Origin of the sequence: Synechococcus sp. CS-1332 (assembly GCF_025127995.1) — a bacterium.
GTDB lineage: Bacteria > Cyanobacteriota > Cyanobacteriia > PCC-6307 > Cyanobiaceae > Cyanobium.
The window spans coordinates 1-22378 of record NZ_JAHLYP010000049.1; the positions used below are offsets into that span (position 1 = coordinate 1).

Annotated in this window: 20 protein-coding genes and 1 tRNA gene; 9 read left to right on the forward strand and 12 right to left on the reverse strand. The window is 69.3% G+C overall.

Annotated elements, in window-relative coordinates:
- Positions 1–2560 (reverse strand): alpha-mannosidase (locus KQ305_RS11905; RefSeq protein ID WP_259725623.1); only part of this gene is annotated, 2560 nt, incomplete at its 3' end.
- Positions 2561–2722: 162 nt separating this feature from the next.
- Between KQ305_RS11905 and KQ305_RS11910 the strand changes: the two genes are divergently transcribed.
- Together KQ305_RS11910 and KQ305_RS11915 are read left to right on the forward strand one after the other, a co-directional pair.
- Positions 2723–2842: a photosystem II reaction center protein I gene (locus KQ305_RS11910; RefSeq protein WP_015109632.1), complete on the forward strand. Its 120-nt coding sequence runs from the start codon at positions 2723–2725 to the stop codon at positions 2840–2842.
- Between the two features lie 116 nt (positions 2843–2958).
- Positions 2959–6078, forward strand: a complete 3120-nt coding sequence (locus KQ305_RS11915) for a DUF3769 domain-containing protein (protein ID WP_259725624.1) — start codon at positions 2959–2961, stop codon at positions 6076–6078.
- On the opposite strand, the gene KQ305_RS11920 is transcribed toward KQ305_RS11915, so the two are convergent.
- From KQ305_RS11920 to KQ305_RS11950, 7 genes are all read right to left on the reverse strand, one after another.
- Complete coding sequence (locus tag KQ305_RS11920; protein WP_259725625.1) at positions 6075–6707, reverse strand: 3-isopropylmalate dehydratase small subunit 2; 633 nt, start codon at positions 6705–6707, stop codon at positions 6075–6077. The genes KQ305_RS11915 and KQ305_RS11920 overlap by 4 nt on opposite strands.
- Positions 6704–8152, reverse strand: coding sequence for a 3-isopropylmalate dehydratase large subunit (leuC, locus tag KQ305_RS11925; protein WP_259725626.1), 1449 nt, complete (start codon positions 8150–8152; stop codon positions 6704–6706). Before leuC ends, KQ305_RS11920 begins: the two co-directional genes overlap by 4 nt.
- Positions 8149–8454, reverse strand: coding sequence for a DUF2811 domain-containing protein (locus tag KQ305_RS11930; protein ID WP_399231483.1), 306 nt, complete (start codon positions 8452–8454; stop codon positions 8149–8151). The genes leuC and KQ305_RS11930 overlap by 4 nt, the downstream gene beginning before the upstream one ends.
- A 330-nt stretch (positions 8455–8784) precedes the next feature.
- Positions 8785–10059 carry a competence/damage-inducible protein A gene (locus tag KQ305_RS11935; protein ID WP_259725627.1) on the reverse strand — a complete coding sequence of 425 codons (1275 nt, stop codon included), beginning with the start codon at positions 10057–10059 and terminating at the stop codon, positions 8785–8787.
- Positions 10056–11138, reverse strand: a complete 1083-nt coding sequence (locus KQ305_RS11940) for an MraY family glycosyltransferase (protein WP_259725628.1) — start codon at positions 11136–11138, stop codon at positions 10056–10058. The genes KQ305_RS11935 and KQ305_RS11940 overlap by 4 nt, the downstream gene beginning before the upstream one ends.
- A 58-nt stretch (positions 11139–11196) precedes the next feature.
- Positions 11197–12501, reverse strand: a complete 1305-nt coding sequence (gene glyA / locus KQ305_RS11945) for a serine hydroxymethyltransferase (protein WP_311134351.1) — start codon at positions 12499–12501, stop codon at positions 11197–11199.
- Between the two features lie 116 nt (positions 12502–12617).
- Positions 12618–12691, reverse strand: a tRNA-Arg gene (locus KQ305_RS11950).
- 99 nt (positions 12692–12790) lie between these two features.
- Between KQ305_RS11950 and KQ305_RS11955 the strand changes: the two genes are divergently transcribed.
- The 3 genes from KQ305_RS11955 to KQ305_RS11965 are packed head-to-tail and all read left to right on the forward strand — an operon-like array spanning position 12791 to position 13631.
- Positions 12791–13030 carry a 2TM domain-containing protein gene (locus KQ305_RS11955; protein ID WP_259725629.1) on the forward strand — a complete coding sequence of 80 codons (240 nt, stop codon included), beginning with the start codon at positions 12791–12793 and terminating at the stop codon, positions 13028–13030.
- A complete protein-coding gene (locus tag KQ305_RS11960; RefSeq protein ID WP_259725630.1) occupies positions 13027–13314 on the forward strand; it encodes a DUF3181 family protein in 288 nt (95 codons plus the stop codon). Before KQ305_RS11955 ends, KQ305_RS11960 begins: the two co-directional genes overlap by 4 nt.
- 56 nt (positions 13315–13370) lie before the next feature.
- Positions 13371–13631, forward strand: coding sequence for a cytochrome-c oxidase (locus tag KQ305_RS11965; protein WP_259725631.1), 261 nt, complete (start codon positions 13371–13373; stop codon positions 13629–13631).
- Positions 13632–13652: 21 nt separating this feature from the next.
- Here the strand turns inward: KQ305_RS11965 and murJ are convergent, their stop codons facing one another.
- On the reverse strand, positions 13653–15257 hold the full coding sequence (gene murJ, locus KQ305_RS11970; protein WP_259725632.1) for a murein biosynthesis integral membrane protein MurJ: 1605 nt from the start codon (positions 15255–15257) through the stop codon (positions 13653–13655).
- Positions 15258–15323: 66 nt separating this feature from the next.
- Here murJ and sfsA point away from each other — a divergent pair, with 66 nt between their 5' ends.
- A complete protein-coding gene (gene sfsA, locus KQ305_RS11975) occupies positions 15324–16082 on the forward strand; it encodes a DNA/RNA nuclease SfsA (RefSeq protein ID WP_259725633.1) in 759 nt (252 codons plus the stop codon).
- Here sfsA and KQ305_RS11980 read toward each other — a convergent pair.
- Positions 16070–16264, reverse strand: a complete 195-nt coding sequence (locus KQ305_RS11980) for a DUF4278 domain-containing protein (protein WP_259725634.1) — start codon at positions 16262–16264, stop codon at positions 16070–16072. The two genes, sfsA and KQ305_RS11980, sit on opposite strands and share 13 nt — an antisense overlap.
- Before the next feature lie 308 nt (positions 16265–16572).
- Here KQ305_RS11980 and KQ305_RS11985 point away from each other — a divergent pair, with 308 nt between their 5' ends.
- From KQ305_RS11985 to KQ305_RS11995, 3 genes are all read left to right on the forward strand, one after another.
- On the forward strand, positions 16573–18018 hold the full coding sequence (locus KQ305_RS11985) for an ammonium transporter (protein WP_399231491.1): 1446 nt from the start codon (positions 16573–16575) through the stop codon (positions 18016–18018).
- 103 nt (positions 18019–18121) lie between these two features.
- Positions 18122–19330 carry a 4-hydroxy-3-methylbut-2-enyl diphosphate reductase gene (locus tag KQ305_RS11990; RefSeq protein ID WP_259725708.1) on the forward strand — a complete coding sequence of 403 codons (1209 nt, stop codon included), beginning with the start codon at positions 18122–18124 and terminating at the stop codon, positions 19328–19330.
- Positions 19331–19484: 154 nt separating this feature from the next.
- Complete coding sequence (locus tag KQ305_RS11995; protein WP_259725636.1) at positions 19485–20162, forward strand: DUF1997 domain-containing protein; 678 nt, start codon at positions 19485–19487, stop codon at positions 20160–20162.
- A 40-nt stretch (positions 20163–20202) separates the two neighbouring features.
- Here the strand turns inward: KQ305_RS11995 and KQ305_RS12000 are convergent, their stop codons facing one another.
- Positions 20203–20679: a DUF4079 domain-containing protein gene (locus tag KQ305_RS12000; protein ID WP_259725637.1), complete on the reverse strand. Its 477-nt coding sequence runs from the start codon at positions 20677–20679 to the stop codon at positions 20203–20205.
- Positions 20680–20746: 67 nt separating this feature from the next.
- Positions 20747–22333, reverse strand: a complete 1587-nt coding sequence (gene purH, locus KQ305_RS12005; RefSeq protein WP_259725638.1) for a bifunctional phosphoribosylaminoimidazolecarboxamide formyltransferase/IMP cyclohydrolase — start codon at positions 22331–22333, stop codon at positions 20747–20749.
- Positions 22334–22378: the final 45 nt, after the last annotated feature.

Below are 22378 nucleotides of genomic sequence, written 5' to 3' on the forward strand. Positions count from 1 at the left end.
CGCCGCGCCCCAGCAGGCCACCCGGCTGCGGGAGCCGCTGCCGCTGCCAGCCGTTGTCGGCGCCGGGATCGGGCCAGGTGGGGCCCCGCAGCAGCGAAATTCCGAGTGTTTCGGCCGTCGCCGACACCCCCTGGGGGCCGTCCAGCAGCACCGCCAGGCCATCGCCGCGGCCTGGCCCCACCGAGGCCAGCCAGCTGATGGCGCTCACCTCCCAGCGGGCCCGCTCCCTGGCGGTGCGGGCCGTGGCTGGCCGCTCGATCACCCCACCGGAGGTGTCGGCCGCCCAGCGACAAGCCGGAGCGGCCAGGGGGATCTCCAGCCGCAGCAGCTCATGGCGCTGCTGCCACTGGGTGCTCAGCACCAGCTCCAGCCAGGGGCTGCCCGCCAGCAGGCGGCCATCGAGGCGCACCGGGCTCGCGCCGCAGCGACCGCGCCAGACGAAGCGGGCACACAGCGGCCCCGTCTCCAGCCATTGCGGCGCCCCCTGCCAGCTCCACTCCAGCGGGTGCTGGCGGTAGTCGGCGGCCAGATCCCAGGCATCCCAGAACTCCCCCCGGTCGCGCCAGCGGCACCAGGCCAGCGGCCCCCCCAGCTGGGGCGTGCCGGTCCCGTCGAACAGCTGCTCCACCCCCCGCGGACCGACCAGCACGGCGAGCCGGCCGTTGCTCAGGCGCCAGTGGTCAGGCCCCCCGCCCCCGGCCCGCTCCACCTGCACCGCCCCCTCCACGGGCCGGGCCCCCGCCCCTGTGGCTTGGCGCCGCAGACGTTGCACCCCCACCCCGTCGATGCCGGGGATCTGCAGCCACTGGCCGCCCCCGGGGGCCGGCTGCCCGATCAGGCGCCGGTCGCCGTCCGTCTCTGACAGACACCAATCGCCCGCCGGCAGCCGCAGGGTGCGGGGCTGGGCCGGCAGGGGCTGGAGCTGCACGGCGCACCAGGCGTCAACAGCTCCGGCTGGCGCCCCCGCAGCCAGGCCACGCCGCAGGGCCCGGTCGCGGCGGCGGGCGGCCCGGCGGCGGGCGCCCCGCCACTCGGGTTCGGCCTGCTCAAACACCTCCGGGATCGAGGTGCCCGGCAGGATGTCGTGGAACTGCTGGAACAAAAGGCTGCGCCAGCCATCCTCGGCGGCCTCGGCCGGCAGAGCGAACAGCGCCGCGGCCAGATCCGCCTCCCGCAGCAGCCGCTCCAAGGTGCGGTTGTGGCGCTTCTGGTCCGGGCGGCTGGTGGCGCAGCCCCGGTGCAGCTCCAGGTAGAGCTCGTCGCGCCACACCGGCAGCTGCCCCGCTAGGGATTCCAGGGGATCGAGGTAGGCCCGCAGGCTGCCGTGCCGCTGGCCGGCGGCCACCGGCTGCCCCTGCCAGAGCTCCAGCTGCTCCAGCATTTCGGCGGTGGGTCCGCCGCCGTGGTCGCCGACCCCCGGCAGCCAGAGGGCATCGGCGCAGCCGCTGGCCTGCTGCCACTGCAGCCGGTAACGCTCCATCGCCACCGGGTCGCCATTGGTGCCGATCGGCGCCGTCATCAGGGCCAGCACCTCGGCGCCGCAGCGGCTGCGCCAGCGGAACAGGCGATGGGGGAAGGGGTTGGTGGCGTTCCAGGCCAGTTTGTGGGTGCAGAACCAGCGCACGCCGGTGGCGGCCGCCAACGCCGGCAGACCGGCGGCGAAGCCGAAGCTGTCCGGCAGCCAGGCCAGCCGGTGGCTCCACTCCGGGAAGGTGCGCCGGCTGTAGTGCTGGCCCTCCTGGAACTGGCGCAGCAGCGAGGTGGTGGACAGCAGAACGCAGTCGCTCTCCACCCACGGGCCATTGAGGGGTTCGAAGCGGCCCGCCGCCATGGCCTGGCGCAGGCGGGCGAACAGGGCCGGCCGGTGGCGCTCCAGCCAGGCGTAGAGGGCCGGGGTGGAATGGCCGAAATGGAGCGAGCCGAAGCGTTCCATCAGATCCAGCGCGGAGCCGAAGGTGCGCTCCGCCGCCTGCCAGGTGTCGGCCACCGGCCACAGCCAGGCCAGGTCGAGGTGGGCGTGGCCCAGCACCTGCAGCCGCCCCTCCCCAGGGGCCTCGCCATGGCCATGGGCACGGCGCAACTCACGCAGCTCTGCGGCGGTGGCGGCCAGCAGGCCGAGGGGATCGGCCGGATCGAGCGGCTCGAGCTCGATCCGGCTGCTGATCAGGGCGCCGTCATCGTGCACCGGGCTGCGCAGCCGCAGCTCCAGGTCCAGGGCCTCCCCCTGCCACCAGCGCTCGGGCAGGGGCCAACGGCAGGCGGTGTCGAACAGATCGCCGCTGTGGACCCGCTGTCCATCGACCCACAGCTCGGCCCGGTCGGCCCACCAGGACAGCACCAGCCGGGCCCGGGCGCCGGCCGCCAGGGGCCGCCAGGGCTCTGGGCAGGGGCAGCGCAGCTGCAACTGGCGCCACTGGCCGCCCCTGGGCCAGATGATCAGGCCCCGGGCCGCCCAGTCGGGGCGGTGGCTGCGTCCCCACGCCTCCTCCAGGGCCGGACCGCCTCCGCCCCCGGGCTGCAGGCCCTGCCAGAGCGGTTGGAGATCCAGGGGCCGAAGCATGGGGAACGTGACCGAAACGTTTCAATCGGAGCCGGTTGTCCCTGCCAAACGGCATCGGACAGCCTGGATGGCCAACCACCACCCATAAGATGATGCGGCTGCCGAGGGGTCATCGAGACCCGTACCGGCGCCTGTCACTCCCTGTCACCCGCCGGACAGACCATGCTCGCTCTCAAGATCTCGGTTTACTCCGTCGTCTTCTTCTTCATCGGGATCTTCGTCTTCGGCTTCCTGGCCAGCGATCCCACCCGCTCCCCCAGCCGCAAGGACCTGGAGGACTGAATTTTTTTCTGCCGCGGCGCCACCCGACACCCGTCCCGACAACCGGACCGCTGCGGGGGAAGCCCCCGATCTCCCATGGCAGGATCGGCCGCGTCCTCGCCGCTCATCCGCCACCTGTGGTGCTCCATCCCCGCTCGGGACGTCGCCAGGCCCCTGAAGGCCTGACCCCTGGGCTGGGCCTGTGGCTGGGTCTTTGCGGCGTACTGGCGCTGACCAGCGCACCGGCCCAGGCACGACCGGAACTCCCCTCCAGGCTTCAGGCCGCCCTGGCGCAGCTCACCCCAGCGACGGCCGCACCCGCCACGGCCAATCCCTTCGACGACGAGCCCCAGAGCGAGCCGCAAGGCCGGCCGCAACCTGAACCGCAAGCTGGGGTCGAGCCCCCAGCCGAACCAGCAGCCCCAGCTGCGGCCGCAACGACACCGGCGCCAGGCGTCGAACCCGCCACCGCCAGCGATGCGGTGCCCCTGGAGCTGGAGCTGACCGCCAACCAGCAGGGCTACGACAGCCAGCTGCAGCGTTTCGTGGCCACCGGCAGCGTCATGGCTCGCCTCGCCGGTGGCCGGCTGCTGGCCGACCGTCTGGAGTTCGAAGCCAGCACCCGCACCCTCCTGGCGGTGGGCAATGTGCGCTTTCAGCGCGGCCAGCAGTACCTACAGGGAAGCCGCCTGCGCTACTCCCTGCTGGAGGGGGTGGGGGAAATCGACGACGTCTACGGCGTCATTGATCTGGACAGCACCAAGGAAGACTTCGACCTCGAGCAGGCCGCCTCCACCCCCGTGCCGCCGCCGGAGCCGATCAGCTGCACGCCCTCCTATCCGGCCGTGCCCCAGTGGCAGCCGTACCCCTGGGCCGTCACCACTTGGGCCGGCCAGATGTATGCCGGTGAATTCGGCGACACCTTCACCTTCAGCGGCCGCTTCCGGCCCGAATACCTCGGAGGGATCGGGATGCAGCGCCGCCTGTTCCAGGCAGGCCCGCTGTCGCTGGAGTTCGATGCCAACCTGCTGGGGCACCGGGCCAATGCCCAGCCGGGGGGCGGCTTCAACCAGCTGATCCCCTTCTCCAACACCGCCGCCCAGAACTTCGGTGAGTTCACCGGTGGTCTAGGCCTGCGCTTCTGGCTGCGGCCCTGGCTGAATGTCTTCTTCGTGGAGGGCCTGAGCGTCACCTCGGCCAAGAGCAACTACGAGCAGACCTTCCGCCAGAACTCGGCGCGGCTGCTCAACTACCTGGCCTTTGAGGTCGAGGCCCTGGTCACGCCCCGCTGGTCGGCCGTGGGCCGCATCCACCACCGCTCCGGGGCCTACGGCACCTTCAGTGGCGTCAGCGAAGGCAGCAACGCCTACCTGCTGGGCCTGCGCTACCGCTTCGGCACCGACAAAATCGCCAGCCAACCGATGCCGGTGCCGCCCGCCCAGGGCTGCCCAGAAGCCCCGCCCCTGTCCAGCGAGCAGCCCGATGGGCTGGCCCAGCAGCTCGAGCAGGTGACGATGGGACCCGGCTGGACCGGCACCAGCGGCCAGCCCGCACCGCCGCCGCCGGTCCAGCCGGTCCAGGACAAGGGCGGGGTGTGGCGCAACGCCCGGTATCAGGAGCGGCGGCGGCGCGAGGCCATCGCCAGGATTCCCCAGCGGGTCGAGAACGTGACCTTCGAGCGCAGCCTCAAGGCCGAGCGTCGCTTCGGCTTCCCGCGGGAATTCACCACGCCGGACACGGCCAACGATTTCGGCACCACCCGGCCTGAGCAGCTCAAAGACCAGACCACCGAGGGCAACCAGGAACTGATCAAGGGCACTGTGAGCCGCTGGCGCATCCAGGCCCGGCGCCTCAAGTTCACCCCCAATACCCTCTCGGGCGATCGGGTGGGCTTCACCAATGACCCGTTCACTCCCGCCCAGTCGTGGATGGATTCGGAGAAGGTGGTCATCACCCTGCTGCCCAACGGCGACACCCTGGTCAAGGCGCGCCGCAACACGTTGCGGCTGGAGGATCGCCTGCCGATCCGGGTCACCCGAGAGCGCCGCATCCAGAAGCAGGAGGAGGTGAGCAATCCGCTGGTGCTCGGCAATGACCGCGAAGACCGGGACGGCTTCTTCCTCGGCTACAACGTGCCGATCAAGATCGGTCAGAAGGGGCTCCTCAACCTGCAACCGCAGGTGATGATCCAGCGCCTCTACACCGGCAACACCGACGCCTATCCCCTGCCGGGCGCACCGGCGGGGTCCACCACCATCGTCGAGCAGCCCGCCAAGGGTGGCGACTACCTCGGTCTGGATGCCCGGCTCACCGGGCCCCTGCTGGGCTTCAGCGCCGATGCCCGCCTCAGCCTCTCCACCCTCAACCCCGACAACATCGCCAACGGCACGCGCAGCTTCGGCGACCTGGCCCGGGTGTTCAACGTGCCCGTGCTGGGCCCCAGCACGTTCCGCCTCTTCGGTGCCTACCGCTTCCGCACCTGGAACGGCTCCCTCGGCGAGCAGGACGTCTATTCCGCCTACGGCGTTTCGCTCGAAAAGCAGGGAAGCCTGCCCAGCTGGGGCCAGTTGAGCCGCAGCTATTACTGGCGCATGGGGGTGGGCAACTTCCAGGCCGTCCAGACCAACGGCACCGATCTGCTGCAGTTGTGGCGCGCCAACGCCATCGGCTCCTTCAACTTTTCCTACCCGATCTGGACCGGCAAGCCCACCACCAGCCCGCCGGTGATCTCCCTGGCCAATTCACCGGTGCCGATCGTTCCCGGCCTGCGCTTCAACGCCAACCTGCTCGGCGTGGCCGCGTACTTCAGCGACGGCACCAACCAGAACACGGTCGGCCTCTCCGGTGGCCCCACCCTCACCCTGGGCCGCTTCGAGAAGCCCTTCCTCGACTACACCCAGCTGACGGTCACCGGCGGCATCACCCTGCGCCAAGGCCAGAGCCCACTCAACTTCGACCGCGCCGTCGACCTGGGCACGATCGGCATCGGCCTGTCCCAGCAGCTGGTGGGCCCGCTGGTCTTCAGCGGCGGCATCGGCTTCAACGTGGATCCCAATTCGGGCTTCTACGGCGATGTCACCGGCTCCTATGTGGAGCTCCGCTGGCAGCGGCGCTCCTACGAAATCGGCGTCTACTACAGCCCCTACGACGGCCTGGGCGGCATCCGGCTGCGCCTCAACGATTTCAACTTCAAGGGTCCAGGCACCCCCTTCATCCCTTACCACCCCACCCAGGGGGCCCTGCAGCGGCCCTTCTAGGCCGCCGCGAACGCGTTCATGTAGGGGAGACGGCTGGCGGTGGCCCGCAGCTCGCCGTCATGGGCCACCAGCTGGGCGGTGCCGTTCCATTCGCCGCTGACCAACATGCGGCGCGGGCCGGCAGGCAGGTTCAACGGCCACGCCTGAACGTCGCTGCCGGCGTCGAGCGTCACCCAGGGTGGCTCGAGATCGAGCTGGAGAACGGCACCGGGATGGGCGGCGATGGCGGCCTGCAGGGCCAGCACGGCGTCGTGGTCGGCGCTGAGACAGGGGATCCCCAGGGCCAGGCAGTTGCCGAAAAAGATCTCGGCGAAGCTTTCGCCGATCACCGCCCGCAGGCCCCAGCGCATCAGCGCCTGCGGGGCGTGTTCGCGGCTGGAGCCACAGCCGAAGTTGCGGTTGACCACGAGGATGGCGGCGCCCTGGCTCTCGGCCCGGTCGAAGGGGTGGTCACCGGCCCGCTCGGTGCGGTCATCGGCGAAGACACCCTCCGCCAGCCCGTCGAAGGTGACGCACTTCAGGTAGCGGGCCGGGATGATCCGGTCGGTGTCGATGTCGTCGCCGGGAACGACCACGGCGCGGCCCTCGCAGCGCTGGATCGGTCCGGCCGGGAAAGGGGTGGCGCTCATGCTCGGGTGGTGGCGGTCTCTGGTGCTGGGGTCATCGGGACGGCAACCAGGCGGCGCACGTCGGCGACATGGCCGCTCACCGCCGCCGCCGCCACCATGGCGGGGCTCATCAGCAGGGTGCGGCCCGTGGCCGAGCCCTGGCGCCCCTTGAAGTTGCGGTTGCTGGAACTGGCGCTGATCTGACGCCCCTCAAGGCGGTCGGGGTTCATGGCCAGGCACATCGAGCAGCCCGGTTCGCGCCACTCGAAGCCAGCGGCGCGGAACACCGCATCGAGGCCCTCGGCCTCGGCTTCGGCCGCCACCTGCTCACTGCCCGGGACCACGAAGGCCTTGATGCCGGCGGCCACCTGGCGGCCACGGGCAACGGCGGCGGCGGCCCGCAGATCGCTGAGGCGGCCGTTGGTACAGCTGCCGATGAAGCACACATCCACCGGCAGGCCCTCGATCGGCGCACCGGGACGCAGATCCATGTAGCGGTAGGCCTCCTCGGCGATCGGCCGCTCGTCGCTGTCGGTCTGCTCGAGGGTGGGCACGGTTTCATCGACGCCGATGGCCTGGCCAGGCGTGATGCCCCAGGTGATGGTGGGCGCGATGGTGGCCGCCTCGAACACCACCTCGTCGTCGAAGCTGGCCTCAGGACCCGAGGCGAGGTAACTCCACCAGGCCAGGGCCCGCTCCCAGGCCTCCCCGACAGGGGCGTGGGGCCGCCCCTTCAGATAGGCGTAGGTGACGGCATCGGGGTTGACGTAGCCGCAGCGGGCACCGCCCTCGATGGCCATGTTGCAGAGCGTCATCCGCTCCTCCATCGAGAGGGCCTCGATCGCCGGGCCGGCGAACTCATAGGCGTAGCCGACGCCGCCCTTCACCCCCAGAGTCCGGATCACGTGAAGCACCAGATCCTTGGCGTAGACGCCGCTCTGCAGGGCCCCGTCCACCCAGATCCGCCGCACCTTCAACTTGCCCATCGCCAGGCTCTGGCTGGCGAGCACGTCGCGCACCTGACTGGTGCCGATGCCGAAGGCGATGGCACCGAAAGCGCCGTGGGTGGAGGTGTGGGAATCACCGCAGGCCACGGTCATGCCCGGCTGGGTGAGCCCCAGCTCCGGAGCGATCACATGGACGATCCCCTGGCGGCCACTGCCCAGACCATGCAGGGTGATGCCATGGCGTGCACAGTTGCCCTCCAGGGTGGCGAGCATCGCCTCCGCCAGGGGATCGGCGAAGGGGCGCGCCTGGGAGGTGGTGGGGACGATGTGGTCCACCGTGGCCACCGTGCGCTCGGGATGGCGCACCGACAGGCCCAGGTCGTCGAGGGCGGCGAAGGCCTGGGGGCTGGTGACCTCATGGATCAGGTGCAGCCCGATGAAGAGCTGGGTGGCTCCACCCGGCAGCTCAGCGACCCGGTGCAGCTCCCAGACCTTGTCGTAGAGGGTGCCGGCGCTCAAGAGGAAGGATCAAGACGGTCTGAAACCACCCTAGAAGGCGTCTGTTCCGCCGGGGCGGGCTCACGCCGGAACAGGCCGTCGAGGTAGTGGCGGGCCACGGCGCGGTCATGGCTGGCGTGCTGGAACAGAAACCCGGCCAGGGCAGCCTGCATCAAGCGGTACTGATCCCACTGGGGGTGCACCCGGATGAACTCCCGCATGGCCTCGAAGAGGTCCTCCGGCATCTGGTTCTCGATGCTCACGGTCCGGGGGGCGTGGTCGGGGATCTGGCTCATGCGGCGCTGGTCGTCGGTCCCCCCCATCAGGCCATGGGGCTGCCCCCGGCGTCAAAGCGGACCCCACCGGGCCGGTCCCAAGGGACCGCCCCTGAGAATCACGGCAGGGGGCGGTTTCCCAGCCACCGGTCGGGGGCGGTGCTCGGACCTGCCTGCGGGGATGCGTCCGGTCAAGGGGGCACGGTCTTTCCCGCAGCAAGACGCGAGGGCCCCTGCGGCGGCTTTGGCCCGGCCTCAGCGACCTGTGGAAAAGACCCGCTCTTTCGGGGGAAAAGTGGCAGGCAGGGGGGAAAAGTCCATGCCACAGGATTCGTGATCGTTAGCGGCCGAGGCAGCAGATGTTCCGATGGGGCCCGATCAGATGGCCGCAATGTTCAGCCGTAACCGCAGGCGGTTCAGACTTTCCCCCACCGTGAGTGTCTGGATCCAGGTGCGTTCCCGGCCACTGCCGAAGCGCACCGCCTCGCTGCAGCAGCCATCGGGACCGGCCACGGCGATGTGGACCAGCCCCACGGGCTTCTGCTCGGTGCCCCCCCCGGGCCCGGCGATGCCTGTCACCGCAACGGCCCAGGTCGCCCCCGTCAGGCGCCGTGCCCCTGCCGCCATCGCCTCGGCCACAGGGTCGCTCACCGCCCCGTGCACGTCGAGGAGCTCGGCCGGCACCCCGAGCAGGTCCTGCTTCACGGCGTTGGCGTAGGCGATCACCCCACCAAGAAACACCTCTGAGGCCCCCGGCACTGCCACCAGGGCCGCGCCGAGGCCACCACCGGTGCACGACTCCGCCACCGCCAGGGTCTCGCCGCGGCGCCGCAGCTCCACCAGCACCACCGAGGCCAGACTGTCGCCATCGGCGCCGAAACAGCTGGGGCCGGTTCGGCGGCGCAGTTCCGCCTCCACCGGGGCCAGCAGGGCGGCGGCAGCGGCCCCATCGGCGGCCCTGGCCGTGACGCGCAGCTTCACCTCCCCCGCACCGGCATAGGGCGCCACGGTGGGGTTCTCCAGCGCCAGCAGGTCCTGCACCCGCTCCGCCAGGTCGGATTCGGCCACACCCCAGAAGCGGAGCATGCGGCTGGCGAACACCCCGCCGGCCAGGCCCGCCTGCTGGAGCCAGGGAGCGGCGGTGGCGGCCCACATCGCCCGCAGTTCGCTGGGCACCCCCGGAAAGGTGAGCACGGTGAACCCCGGCACCGGGGTCCAGATCATCCCGGGAGCGGTGCCCGTCGGGTTGGGCAGCACCGCGGCGCCGCGCGGCAGCAAGGCCTGCTTGCGGTTGCTGGCGGCGACGCTGCGGCCCCGGGCCGTGATCCGGGCCTGGATCGCCGCCCAGATCTCGCCGTGCTCCACCAGGTCGGCGCCGAAGGCCGCCGCGATCGCCTCGGTGGTGAGATCGTCGGGGGTGGGACCCAGGCCGCCGGTGGTGACCAGCACCCGGCAGCGGCCCGAGGCCTGCCGCACCGCGTCGATCAGCCGATCCCGGTTGTCGCCCACCACCTGCTGGCGGTGGTGCACCACCCCGAGGGCCGCCAGCTGTTCGGCCAGCCAGCGGGCATTGCCGTTGACGATGTTGCCGAGCAGCAGCTCGGTGCCGATGCAGAGCACCTCCACCCCGGCAGCGCCGGGGGGGCCGCTCACTTGGCCTCCTCCTGCATCTGGCGGCGGCACACCACCAGCACGGCGATCAGCACCGCCGTGGCCAGGGCCAGCCAGAGGAAACGCATCTCCGCATTGGCCAGCACCAGGGCGATGGACGCCAGCCACTGGGTGAAGGCATAGATGACCACCACGGTGCGGCGATGGCTGAAGCCAGCCCGCAGCAGGCGATGGTGCAGGTGACGTCGATCCGGATAGAAGGGCGAGCGGCCGGCCTTGAGGCGGCCCATGATCACCGCCGACATGTCGGCCAGGGGCAGGGACAGGATCAGCAGGGGCAGCAACAGGCTGACGCTGGTCAGACGTTTGGCCGGACCCACGATGCTGATCGCCGCGAGGGCGAAGCCGAGAAAGTAGGAGCCGCCATCCCCCATGAAGATGCGGGCAGGGTTGAAGTTGTGGCGCAGGAACCCCAGACAACTCCCGGCCAGGGCCGCCGCCAGCAGGCCGGCGGCGGGCTGGCTGAGGCTGAAACTCACCGAGAGCAACCCCACGGCGGCGATGCCGCTCACCCCGGCCGCCAGCCCATCGAGGCCATCGAGCCAGTTGATGGCGTTGGTGATGCCCACCAGCCAGACCACCGTGGCCAGCAGGCTCAGCCCCTCCGGCAGCGGCAGCGAAGAGAGCGAGTTCCCCAGGCCGAACGGCAGGTCGATGCTGCCGATGCGCACGCCCTGGTTCCAAACCGCCGCGGCCACCAGCACCTGGCCGAACAGGCGCGGCAGGGGAGGCAGGGCGAACAGGTCATCGGCCAGGCCGATGATGAAGTAGCAGAGGGCCCCCGCCAGGGTGGTCCAGATCAGCTGGTCCTTGTCCGGTGTCAGCTCGGCGAAGCCACCGAAGGCCCAGGTGCAGGCCAGCGAAAGGCTGAAGCCAGCCACGATGCCCACGCCACCAAGCCGCACCATGGGCAGGGTGTGCTGTTTACGTTCATCGGGCGGATCCACCAGCCCCCAGCGCAGGCCGAACCATCGGATCACCGGCACGATCAGCGCCGTGAGCAAGGCCGCCGCAGTGGCCGTGAGCAAAGCCGCCGCGTTGGGGCTGTAGGCGAGGGTCACAACGGCGGGCCGGAAAACAGCGGTCCTGAAGGCGACACGTTACGGGTGAACGGGGCCGTCAGGCGTGCTGGAGCTCACGTTGGCGCCCGTAGAGGGGAAAACGTCCGCAGAGGGACGCCACCCGTTCCCGGCAGCGCAGCTCGACGGCGGCATCGTCCTGAAGCAGCAGGCGATCGGCGATCACATCGGCCACCTCTCGGAAGGCCTCGGCATCGAAGCCCCGGGTGGTGAGCGCCGCGCTGCCCAGGCGCAGGCCGCTGGTCACGAAAGGGGACTCCGGATCGAAGGGCACCGTGTTTTTGTTGGCGGTGATGTTGACGTCGCTCACCAGGCGGTCGGCCTGCTTGCCGGTCATGCCGATGGAGCGCAGGTCGAGCAGCACCAGATGGTTGTCGGTGCCGCCGGAGACCACGGCGATGCCCCGCTCCTGAATCCGTTCGGCCAGGGCCTGGGCGTTGCGCACCACCTGCTGGCTGTAGCTGCGGAAGCTCGGCTGCAGCGCCTCACCAAAGGCCACGGCCTTGGCGGCGATGACGTGCTCCAGGGGGCCGCCCTGGGAGCCGGGGAAGACGGCCTTGTCGAACTGGCGGCCGAAGTCGGCGTCGTTGCAGAGAATCAACCCGCCCCTGGGGCCCCGCAGGGTCTTGTGGGTGGTGGTGGTGACCACGTGACAGTGGGGCAGGGGGCTGGGGTGCACCCCGGAGGCCACCAGGCCGGCGATGTGGGCCATGTCGGCCAGCAGGTAGGCGCCCACCTCGTCGGCGATGGCGCGGAAGGCGGCGAAATCAATCGTGCGGGGATAGGCGGAGTAGCCGCAGATGATCAGCTTCGGCCGGTGCTCCAGGGCCAGCTGGCGGATGGTGTCGAAGTTGAGCTGGTGGGTGTCGGGATCGACGCCGTAGTGGACGGCCTTGAACCACTTGCCCGAGACGTTCACAGGCGAGCCGTGGGTGAGGTGGCCGCCGTGGGAGAGATCCATCCCCAGGATCGTGTCGCCGGGCTCGAGCAGGGCCAGGAAGACCGCGAAGTTGGCCTGGGCGCCGCTGTGGGGCTGGACGTTGACCCAGGCGGCACCGAACAGCTGCTTGGCCCGCTCGATCGCCAGCTCCTCGATGATGTCGACGTGCTCGCAGCCGCCGTAGTAACGCTTGTGGGGCAGGCCTTCGGCGTACTTGTTGGTGAGCACCGAACCCTGGGCCTCCATCACGGCCCGGGAGGCGAAGTTCTCGCTGGCGATCAACTCCAGGTGACTCTGCTGACGCCGCAATTCCTTCTCGATCAGGGCGGCGATGGCCGGATCGCCACTGGCCAGGGGGCTGTCGATTGGCGCAGGTGCAAGGCCGTGATCCGCTCGGTCCGCCATGGGGCTACTCAATGTGAGACTGATCGTAGGCAAACGGCGCTGGACTGACCGGCCCCCTGGCGCGGACCCGCCCAGTGGCCAAAAAAAACCGCCCCGGAGGGCGGTGAGTCAAAGAACGCGCCTGGAGAGATTCGAACTCCCGACCCTCTGATCCGTAGTCAGATGCTCTAATCCGCTGAGCTACAAGCGCCTGCCAGGTCATTCTCACCCCACGGGGTGCCGATCCGTCAACAACGCCCCCACGGCCCCCGCCCCGATAGGGTCCGATCCAGAGCCCAGACCTTCACCCATGCCGATCCGCTGGTACGGCCCCGCCGATCCCGACGATCCCACCTATCGGCACTTCGCCCGGATCGTGAACCTCACCCTCCATGCGGCCCTGTTCGCCGCCGTGAACAGCGGGCTCTGGTTCGTCCAGGGGATGCGGCACCCCTGGTCCCACCTGAACTGGCTCACGCTCGGCTGGGCCGGATTGCTGCTGATCCATGGCAGCGTGGTGGTGCTGCAACGCCCCCAGCCCCAGCCATGACGCTTGCCGCTGCCGATCTCGAAGAACTGAGCCGGGCGATCGCCGATCGGCTCTACGTGCAGGTGGCCGGCTGGCATCTGTACCTGGGCGATGCGGGCCTGGCCCAGACCCTGGCGATCGAATGCGCCGCCCGGCTCGACCAGGGCGCCGAGGTCTGCGCCCGCCAGGCCCTGGAGGCTGTGCAGGTGCCGATCGGCGGCGGGGCGACTCGGCTGCCCCTGGCGCGGCTGGTGCCCGCCGGCCAGTTGAGGGATCTCGAAGACGTGCTGCAACCCTTTTGCTGACAGCCGCTGCCGGATGGCCCCTCTACCGATAGGGTGACGCCCCACGCAGGCGGGTCGTGCTGGTCATCGAAGTCACCAATGCCCGCGACGTGGTGCGCCAGCGCATCGGCAGGCTCGGAGGTCGTCTGATCGGCAAGGTGGTCGATGCGGAAGCCCAGGTGGAGAAGGCCCTGATCCAGGAGCTGGAGACGGCCTTCCGGGATTTCGGCATCGAAGCCAGAATCTTCTCGATCGATGGCCCGCAGATGATCGGCCGCTCCCATCTGGAGATTCCCGTGCAGGTCCGCGAGGAGCGCCAGGTGAGGCTCTCCCAGTAGGACGCGCAGGAAGGCCCCTGGTCAGGAGCGGCGACGCACCATCTGCAGCAGTTGGCGGGTTTCCGGCACCCCGGTGAGGCTCGCCAGCAATCCGTAGAGGCCCAGGGCCAGCCCGGCACAGAGCGCGTTCTGCAGCAGCAGCCCCCCCAGGCCCGGCGGCCAGGCCACCCCGATCGAGAGCCCCCAGCAGACGGCCCCGCCGGCCATGGCGGCCAGCATCAGCTTGCCGCTGTCCGCTGCCCAGAGCCGCAGGGGCAGGCCGCCCAGCCGCTTGCCCAGGGCCAGCAACAGCCCTGTGCAGGTGATCAGATTCACCGCCACGGTGGCCAGTACCAGGCCGGCGGCGCCGGCGTTGAGCATGGGCAGCTGGTTACCCCAGGCGGGGGTGGGGCCGCCGGTGAAGGCCCAGCAGAACACGGCGTTGAGCCCGATCCCGGCCAACGACCAGCGGAAGGGGGTGTTGCCGTCACCGAGGGCATAGAAGACGCGCACCAGCACGTCACGGCCCAGGTAGGCCGGCATGCCGATCCCGTAGGCCATCAGCAACTGGCCCACCAGGTCGGCGGCGCTGCGGTCGAAGGCGCCGCGCTGATAGATCAGCGCCACGATCGGCACCGCCAGCGCCACCATCAGCGCCCCCAGCGGCAGCATCGTGGCGTTGGAGAGCATCAGGCCCTGGCGGATGCGGGCGATCAGTTCGGGCCGGTCCTCCGGCGCCGTGAGGCGGGCGTACACCGGCAGCAATGGCACCAGCAGGACATTGGAGAGCAGGCCCAGGGGGGTCTGGACCAGCAGGTTGGCGTACCCCAGGCCGGCCGCCGCCGCGGGCATGCCCGAGGCGAAGAACAGCGACACGAACACGTTGATCTGCAGCATCCCTGAGGAAAGGGTGGCAGGACCCATCACCTGCAGCACTTCCCGCACGCCGGGATCACGCCAGTCCCACACCAGCTGCAGCCTGTTGAGACCCTCCTTCGCCAGGGCCGGCAACTGAATCAGCCACTGCAGGATCGCCCCCACCGTGGTGCTGGCCGCCAGCACCACCCCACCGATCAACGCCGTGGCGGGCAGGGTGATGCTGCTGCCCAGCTGCCACCAGAGCACGCCGATGCCACCGATGACGGCGACGCTGGAGAGCAGCGGGCTGACGGAGGGCAGCCAGAACACGTCGGCGGCGTTGAGGGCACCGAAACCGAGGCCGATCAGACCGGCGAACAGGGCCATCGGCGCCATCCAGCGCAGCTGGAGCACGGCCAGGGCATGGCGCTCCGGGTCCAGGCCTGGACCCACCAGATCAATGAGCGGATCGGCGGCCACCAGCAACAGCAGGGTGACGACGATCAGGCCGGCGCCCACCAGGGTGTTGATGCTGGCCAGCACGTGGGCGCCCTCGTGGCGCGGCCGCCGGGCCAGCACGCTCACCATGGCGCTGTGGAAGGGCCCGTTGATGCCCCCGAGCAGGATCAGCAGGAATCCCGGCAGCACGTAGGCGTAGTTGTAAGCGTCGTAGGCCGCCCCCACGCCGAAGGCGGCGGCGATCACCTGCTGGCGCACCAGACCGGCCACCTTGCTGAGGGCCGTGGCCGCTCCCACGATCAGGGCAATCCGGCGCAGGGATCGGGCCATGGCGGCTGGGCACTGCCCATCGGAACGCACGGCAGTATGGCCTTCCTCCCCCGGGCACCCCGTCCCATGGCTCCAGCGACCGTTGCCGTGCCCGTGCTGCCCACCGGTCCGCTGCTGGAAGGGGTGCTGCTGAAGCGCTACAAGCGCTTCCTGGCCGATGTGGCGCTGGACGATGGCCAGACGGTGACGGCCCACTGCCCCAACACGGGCCCGATGACCGGGGTGCTGCTGCCGGGCGGGCGGGTGCGCCTGCGCCACGACCCCTCCCCAAGCCGCAAGCTGGCCTGGACCTGGGAACAGGCCCAGGTGGGAGCCCATGGCGGCGGCCTGGTGTGGGTCGGGGTCAACACAGCGCTGCCCAACCGTCTGGTGCGGGCCACGATCGAGGCGGGGGGCCTGGAGCCCTGGTTGGGCCCCATCGGCAGCATCAGGGCCGAGGTGCCCTACGGCGAAGGCCGCCGCAGCCGCATCGATCTGCTGCTGACGCCGGCGGCAGGGGCCATCGATCCACGGCCGATCTATTTGGAGGTGAAGAACACCACCTGGAGCGACGGCGATCTGGCGCTGTTTCCCGACACGGTCACCGAACGGGGCCAGAAACATCTGGTGGAGCTCACGGCCCTGTTGCCCGGGGCCCGGGCGGTGCTGGTGCCCTGCCTGAGCCGCAGCGACGTGAGCCGCTTCGCGCCGGGGGACAGTGCCGACCCCCGCTACGGGGAACTGTTCCGAACGGCGGTGGCGGCCGGTGTGGAGGTGCTTCCCTGCCGCTACAGCTTCACGGACGCCTCAGTGACGTTCCTGGGCCTGGCCGCTCAGGCGTGGTGAGGGTGGTAGTGGGTGCCGCGATAGACGAGATCAAGCTCGACATCCATGTGGGAGGGCTGATGCAGCAGCGGCGAGGCGTAGTGATGGCCGCGGTAGACGTGCTCCATCGGCGCCGCTGAGGGGCGCTGGTCGTGGGAGTGGTCGTAGGGGAGACCGCGATAGCAGAGGGCGGAAGGGGCCATGGGGACAGGAGCGGTGACGGGAAGGCCGGGGCTGGGGCCCGCTCTGGTCGCGCCGGAGCGCGGAAGGGGGGACATGGACCGACCTCATACATTTCTAGCGCTTTTGCACTGTTCAGTCTGAACACTAATGGAAACTCTTTGCATTCCTTAAGGCCTGCAGGCCCGGGCGCCACCCCGCTTCGGAGGTGTATTCCGGGATTGCTTTGGTATCGAATCAGACATTGAACGGGCAGCACGTCATGGATATTCGGAACTTGTTGATGCCGGTACTGGCGTCAGAAGTCGGACATTCTCTTCACCACGTTCCCATGAACCATTCAAGTCGGCAGCCCAAGGTTCGACCGCCAAGAAGCCTCAGTGAGGTCAGTCTTCGAGAGGCTCCAGCCCTGTTAATGCGCAAGGTTCGTGGTCTTTCCTCGCAGGAGGGGCTCACCTGGCTCGCCTGCGTGCCTCTGGCTCTGTTCGGGCTGGGCGTGTTCAACCTCTCGGCCCACGCCGCCGAACTGCCCGAGCTCACTCCCGCTTTCCTGATCAACAACCTCTGGTTGGCCATCGCGGCCTTCCTGGTCATCTTCATGAACGCCGGGTTCGCCATGGTGGAAGCGGGCCTGTGCCGTCAAAAGAACGCCGTCAACATCCTGGCCAAGAACCTGATCGTCTTCGCCCTGGCGGTGACGGCCTACTGGTTCATCGGGTACTCCCTGATGTACGGCGATTCGATCGCCGGTGGCTGGCTGCACTTCAAGGGTCTGTTCTTTGACCCCACCGTCACCCCCGAGATGGTGACGGAAGGCAAACTCACCCCGAGCGTCGACTTCCTGTTTCAGGCCGCCTTCGCCGGCACCGCCGCCACGATCGTCTCGGGCCTGGTGGCCGAGCGGATCAAGTTCAAGGAGTTCGTCATCTTCTCCCTGATCCTGGTGGGCGTCCTCTACCCGATCGCCGGCAGCTGGAAGTGGAACGCCAACGGCTGGCTCAACCAGCTCGGCTTCATCGACTTCGCCGGTTCCACCCTGGTCCATACCGTGGGTGCCTGGGCGGGCGTGGTCGGGGCCATGATCCTCGGCCCCCGCATCGGCAAATACATCGACTCCAGGCCCCAGGCCATCCCCGGCCACAGCCAGGCCCTGGCCACCCTGGGCTGTCTGATCCTCTGGCTCGGCTGGTACGGCTTCAACCCGGGTTCCGTCCTGGCCATGACCGAAGCCGTTCCCTACATCGCCGTCACCACCACCCTCGGCGCCGCCGGCGGCGGTATCGCCGGCACCCTCTTCTCCCAGATTCACTCCGGCAAGCCCGACCTCACGATGACCATCAACGGCATCCTGGCCGGACTGGTGGGCGTCACCGCCGGCTGCGACGGCTTCCCGATGTGGGCCGCCTGGGTCGTGGGCTTCATCGGCGGTGCCCTCGTTGTCTACGCCGTGAGCTTCGTCGACTCGATCGGCATCGACGACCCCGTGGGCGCCTTCTCTGTCCACGGCATCGGAGGCATCTGGGGCACCCTGGCCGTGGGTCTGTTCAACAAGGACGCCGGCCTGCTGCTCGGCAAGGGCTTCAACCAGCTCGGCCTGCAGATCCTTGGCAGCTTTTCCTATTCCCTGTTCACGATCGTCACCGCCTGGCTCCTCTGGAGCATCCTCGGCGCCTTCGCCGGTGGCATCCGGGTGCACGAGAAGGAGGAGGAGCTCGGTCTCGACATCAGCGAACACGGTATGGAGGCCTACCCGGACTTCGTTTCGTCCTCCAACTGACCCCACCGGTTCAGTCTTTTGGCGCACCGCGGCTTCGGCCGCGGTTTTTTTTCGCTCGTCCCTGCACCGCTCCCCATAGAGTCGGCCCAATTGGTACTTGCCTGTGGACACCCGTGCCTTCAAGCGCTCCCTGCACCATTCGGATCGCTACAACCGCCGCGGTTTCGGTCTGGGTGAGGAGGTCGCGGGCAGCCTTGAGCAGGCCTACCAGAGCAATCTGATCGCCAGCCTCAGGGAGAACGGCCACGTGCTGCAGCGCGGTCGCCTCAAGATCCGCCTGGCCGAGGCCTTCGGCTTCTGCTGGGGCGTGGAGCGAGCCGTGGCGATGGCCTACGAAACCCGCCGCCACTACCCCAGCGAACGGATCTGGATCACCAACGAGATCATCCACAACCCTTCGGTGAACGCCCATCTGCGCCAGATGGACGTCCGGTTCATCCCCGTCGACGACGACGTCAAGGACTTCTCCGAGGTGGGCACCGGCGATGTGGTGATCCTGCCCGCCTTCGGCGCCACCGTGCAGGAGATGCAGCTGCTCAACGAACGCGGCTGCCACATCGTCGACACCACCTGCCCCTGGGTGTCGAAGGTGTGGAACACCGTGGAGAAGCACAAGAAGCATGCCTTCACCTCGATCATCCACGGCAAGGTGAAGCACGAGGAAACGCTGGCCACCAGCTCCTTCGCCGGGACCTACCTGGTGGTGCTCGATCTGGCCGAGGCCCGCATGGTCAGCGACTTCATCCTGGAGCGGGGCCAGGGGGCCGTCGATCGGCAGGCCTTCATGGACCATTTCGCCAAGGCCTGTTCCCCCGGCTTCGACCCGGACCGGGACCTGGTGCGGGTGGGCGTCGCCAACCAGACCACCATGCTCAAGAGCGAAACCGAGGAGATCGGCCGCCTGTTTGAGCGCACCATGCTGCAGCGCTTCGGCCCCAGCGAACTCGATGAGCACTTCCTCGCCTTCAACACCATTTGCGATGCCACCCAGGAGCGCCAGGACGCCATCTTCGCCCTGGTGGACGAACCCCTCGACCTGATGGTGGTGATCGGTGGCTACAACTCCTCCAACACCACCCACCTGCAGGAGATCGCCGTCAGCCGCGGCATCCTTTCCTTCCACATCGACACCCCCGAGCGCATCGGCCCGGGCAACCGCATCGAACACAAGCCCCTGGGGGGCGCCCTGGAGACCCTGGAGCCCTTTCTGCCAGCCGGACCTGTCCGGGTGGGCATCACCTCCGGCGCCTCCACCCCCGACCGGGTGGTGGAGGATGTGATTGAGCGCCTGGTGGGCCTCAGCGAGGAGTGAGCCACCAGCCCGGATGACCCTGCAAAGAGCCGGGGCCAGGCCGGTGGCTTTACATTCGTAAAAGCTTTTTCTCCCCTCCAGGGCCGCAGGGGAGAGCGCAACCACGGTCCTTTCCAGTAGCTCCCCTCTGACCCACCGCACGCCCCAGATCACGATGGCGGCAGGTTCTTCCCTGCACCAGGCTCCCGACGATCCAGGGGCCCCCAACAGCGAACCCCTGCGGGAGAGGTCCGACCCCTCCGTGCGTCGCTACGCCAGCGCCTTCGCCGATTTGATGGAGATGCGGGCCCCGGCCGCCGTGGTAGGCGCCTACCTCGACCGCCACGAAGGCTGGTTTCGCCGCTGCGCCGCCCCGATGACGGTCGAACCGATCGGCAGCCAGGGCTACGTGCTCACCCTGGGCCGGTTCGGCAACTTCGGCTTTGAGGTCGAACCCACGATCGGCCTGGAACTGCTTCCCCAGACCGCCGGCGTCTACCGAATCATCACCGTGCCCCTGCCCGAGGTGGATGAGGCCCTGCGCGGGCTCTATGACGTCGAATTCGCCGCCTCCCTGAGGCTCGATGAGGCCGGCGGGGCGGAGGTCTCCACCGAAGAGGTGGATGGCGTCATGCTGCACACCCTGGTGCGCTGGCAGCTGGATCTGGCCGTCTGGCTGAGGCTCCCGGGCATGCTCTCCATCCTTCCCGACCACCTGGTCCAGAGCAGCGGTGACCACCTGCTGCGCCAGATCGTGCGACAGATCTCCCGGCGGCTCACCTGGAAGGTGCAGGAGGATTTCCATGCCAGCCACGGCATCCCCTGCCCGCCCAGGCGCCGGGCCCAGTTCTGAGCGACTGATCCTTCCGTGAGAGAAAGGAGCCCCGAGCCCCTCAGGCCGCCGGAGCGGTGAGGATCTTGTTGACGATCTGCATGCCGGTGACGGCCTGCCAGAGGAACAGGGTCATCACGGTCATGTTGAGGCCCACGTGCACTTTGCGGGCGATCAGGTTGCCCGCCTGCATCAGGGGGGAGAGGGCCGCCGCCATGGCGATCAGGGAAGCCATGGCCAGTCCAACCAGCAGGTGCGGACCGACGAACAGCTTGCCGTTGTTGATGTAGGTGACAGCCATCCCACCGACCAAGCCGAGCACGAGCACGGCCAGCACGAGGCTGCCGAAGAGGTAATGGCGCTTGGCGAACTGGCCCTTGATCAGGTCCTTGCGGTCCTCGGGCGTGGCGGTGCGGGTCTTCTTGGCCTTGATGCCCAGAAACATCGCGTAGCCCGCCAAGCCCAGCAGCACCCACATCAGCAGGGGATGCACGAAGTTGAGGCCGAAGGCAAGGGAACTGGGAAGGGCAGCAACCATGACGCGTGGGAACTCCACCGGGCCAGGGCCGGCTGTGAGTCCAATGAATTTACAACTGCAAGCGGCCTCAGTGCAGAAAATGACGACGACCGGTGATCACCATCGCCATGCCGTTGGCCTTGCAGGCGGCGATCGAATCCGGGTCACGCTTGCTGCCGCCGGGCTGAATCACCGCGGTGATGCCATGCCGTGCCGCCAGCAGCACGGTGTCATCGAACGGGAAGAAGCCGTCGCTGGCCAGGACGGCGCCTCTGGCAGCGTCGCCGGCGGCCTCCAGGGCCAACCGGGCCGAGCCCACCCGGTTCATCTGGCCGGCCCCGACGCCGAGGGTGCGGCCGCCCTGGGCCACCAGGATCGCGTTGGAGCGCACGTGGCGCACCACCTGCCAGGCGAAGCGCAGATCGCGCCACTCGTCCTCGCTGGGCTGGCGGTCGCTCACCACCTGCCAGCTGTCGAGATCGGCGCGGCCATCGTCCGCCTGCTGGGCCAGCACGCCCCCGAGCACGCTGCGCAGCTGCAGGCGCCCGGAGGCCTCCGCCAAGGCCACGGGGTCGAGCTCCAGCAGACGCAAGTTGGCTTTGGCCGCCAGCCGCTGGCGGGCCTCCTCCGAGAAGGACGGCGCCACGACACATTCCAGAAACAGCCCCGCCAGGTGATCGGCGGCGGCCCTGTCCACCCCGCCATTGAGGGCGACGATGCCCCCGAAAGCCGAGACCCGGTCCGCATCCAGGGCCCGCAGCAGCGCGTCAGCGGTGTCGGCGCCGAGGGCGACGCCGCAGGGGTTGGTGTGCTTGATCACCACCGCTGCCGGCTCCGCCCCGGGGCCGTACCCGAAGGCCGCCACGGTGGTGAGAGCCGCTTCCAGGTCGATCAGGTTGTTGTAGCTGAGCTCCTTGCCCTGGAGCTGGCGGGCCGCCCCCCAGCCCACGCTGGACTCACCGAACCAGCGGGCGCTCTGGTGAGGGTTCTCGCCGTAGCGGAGCACCTGCCGCAGGGGCAGCTCCAGCCGCAGGGGCTGCTCGGTCCACCCGGCGGCAACCTCCTCGCTGGCCCCGGCAGAGCCGGCCTCACTGGCAAGGCGGCCCTCGATCCAGGCCGTGATGGCGGCGTCGTAGGCGGCGGTGTGGGCGAAGGCGGCCAGGGCCAGCCGGCGCCGCAGGGCCCCATCGACCTGGCCGGCCGCCAGGGCATCCAGGAAACCGGGGTACTGGTCGGGATCGGTGAGCACCGCCACATCCGCGTGGTTCTTGGCGGCGGCGCGGACCATGGTCGGTCCACCGATGTCGATGTTCTCGATGGCGGTCTCCCAGCTGACGCCGGGATCCGCCACGGTGGCCTTGAAGGGATAGAGATTGACCACCACCACATCGATCGGGGCGATCCCCTGCGCGTCCAGGTCGGCTCGGTGGGCAGGGTCGTCCCGGCGGGCCAGGATGCCGCCGTGGATGCGGGGATGGAGGGTCTTCACCCGCCCGCCCAGGATCTCCGGGGCTCCGGTGTGCTCCGCCACCGTCGTGACCGGCAGGTCGGCGGCCGCCAGGGCCGCAGCGGTACCGCCGCTGGAGAGCAGCGCATAGCCCTGGGCCAGCAACCCCTCCGCCAGCGGCACCAGGCCCCGCTTGTCGGACACGCTCAGAAGGGCCGTGGGAGCCATGACGGCGGAAAGGGCGGGGGAGGAGCCAACCTACGCAGCAACAGC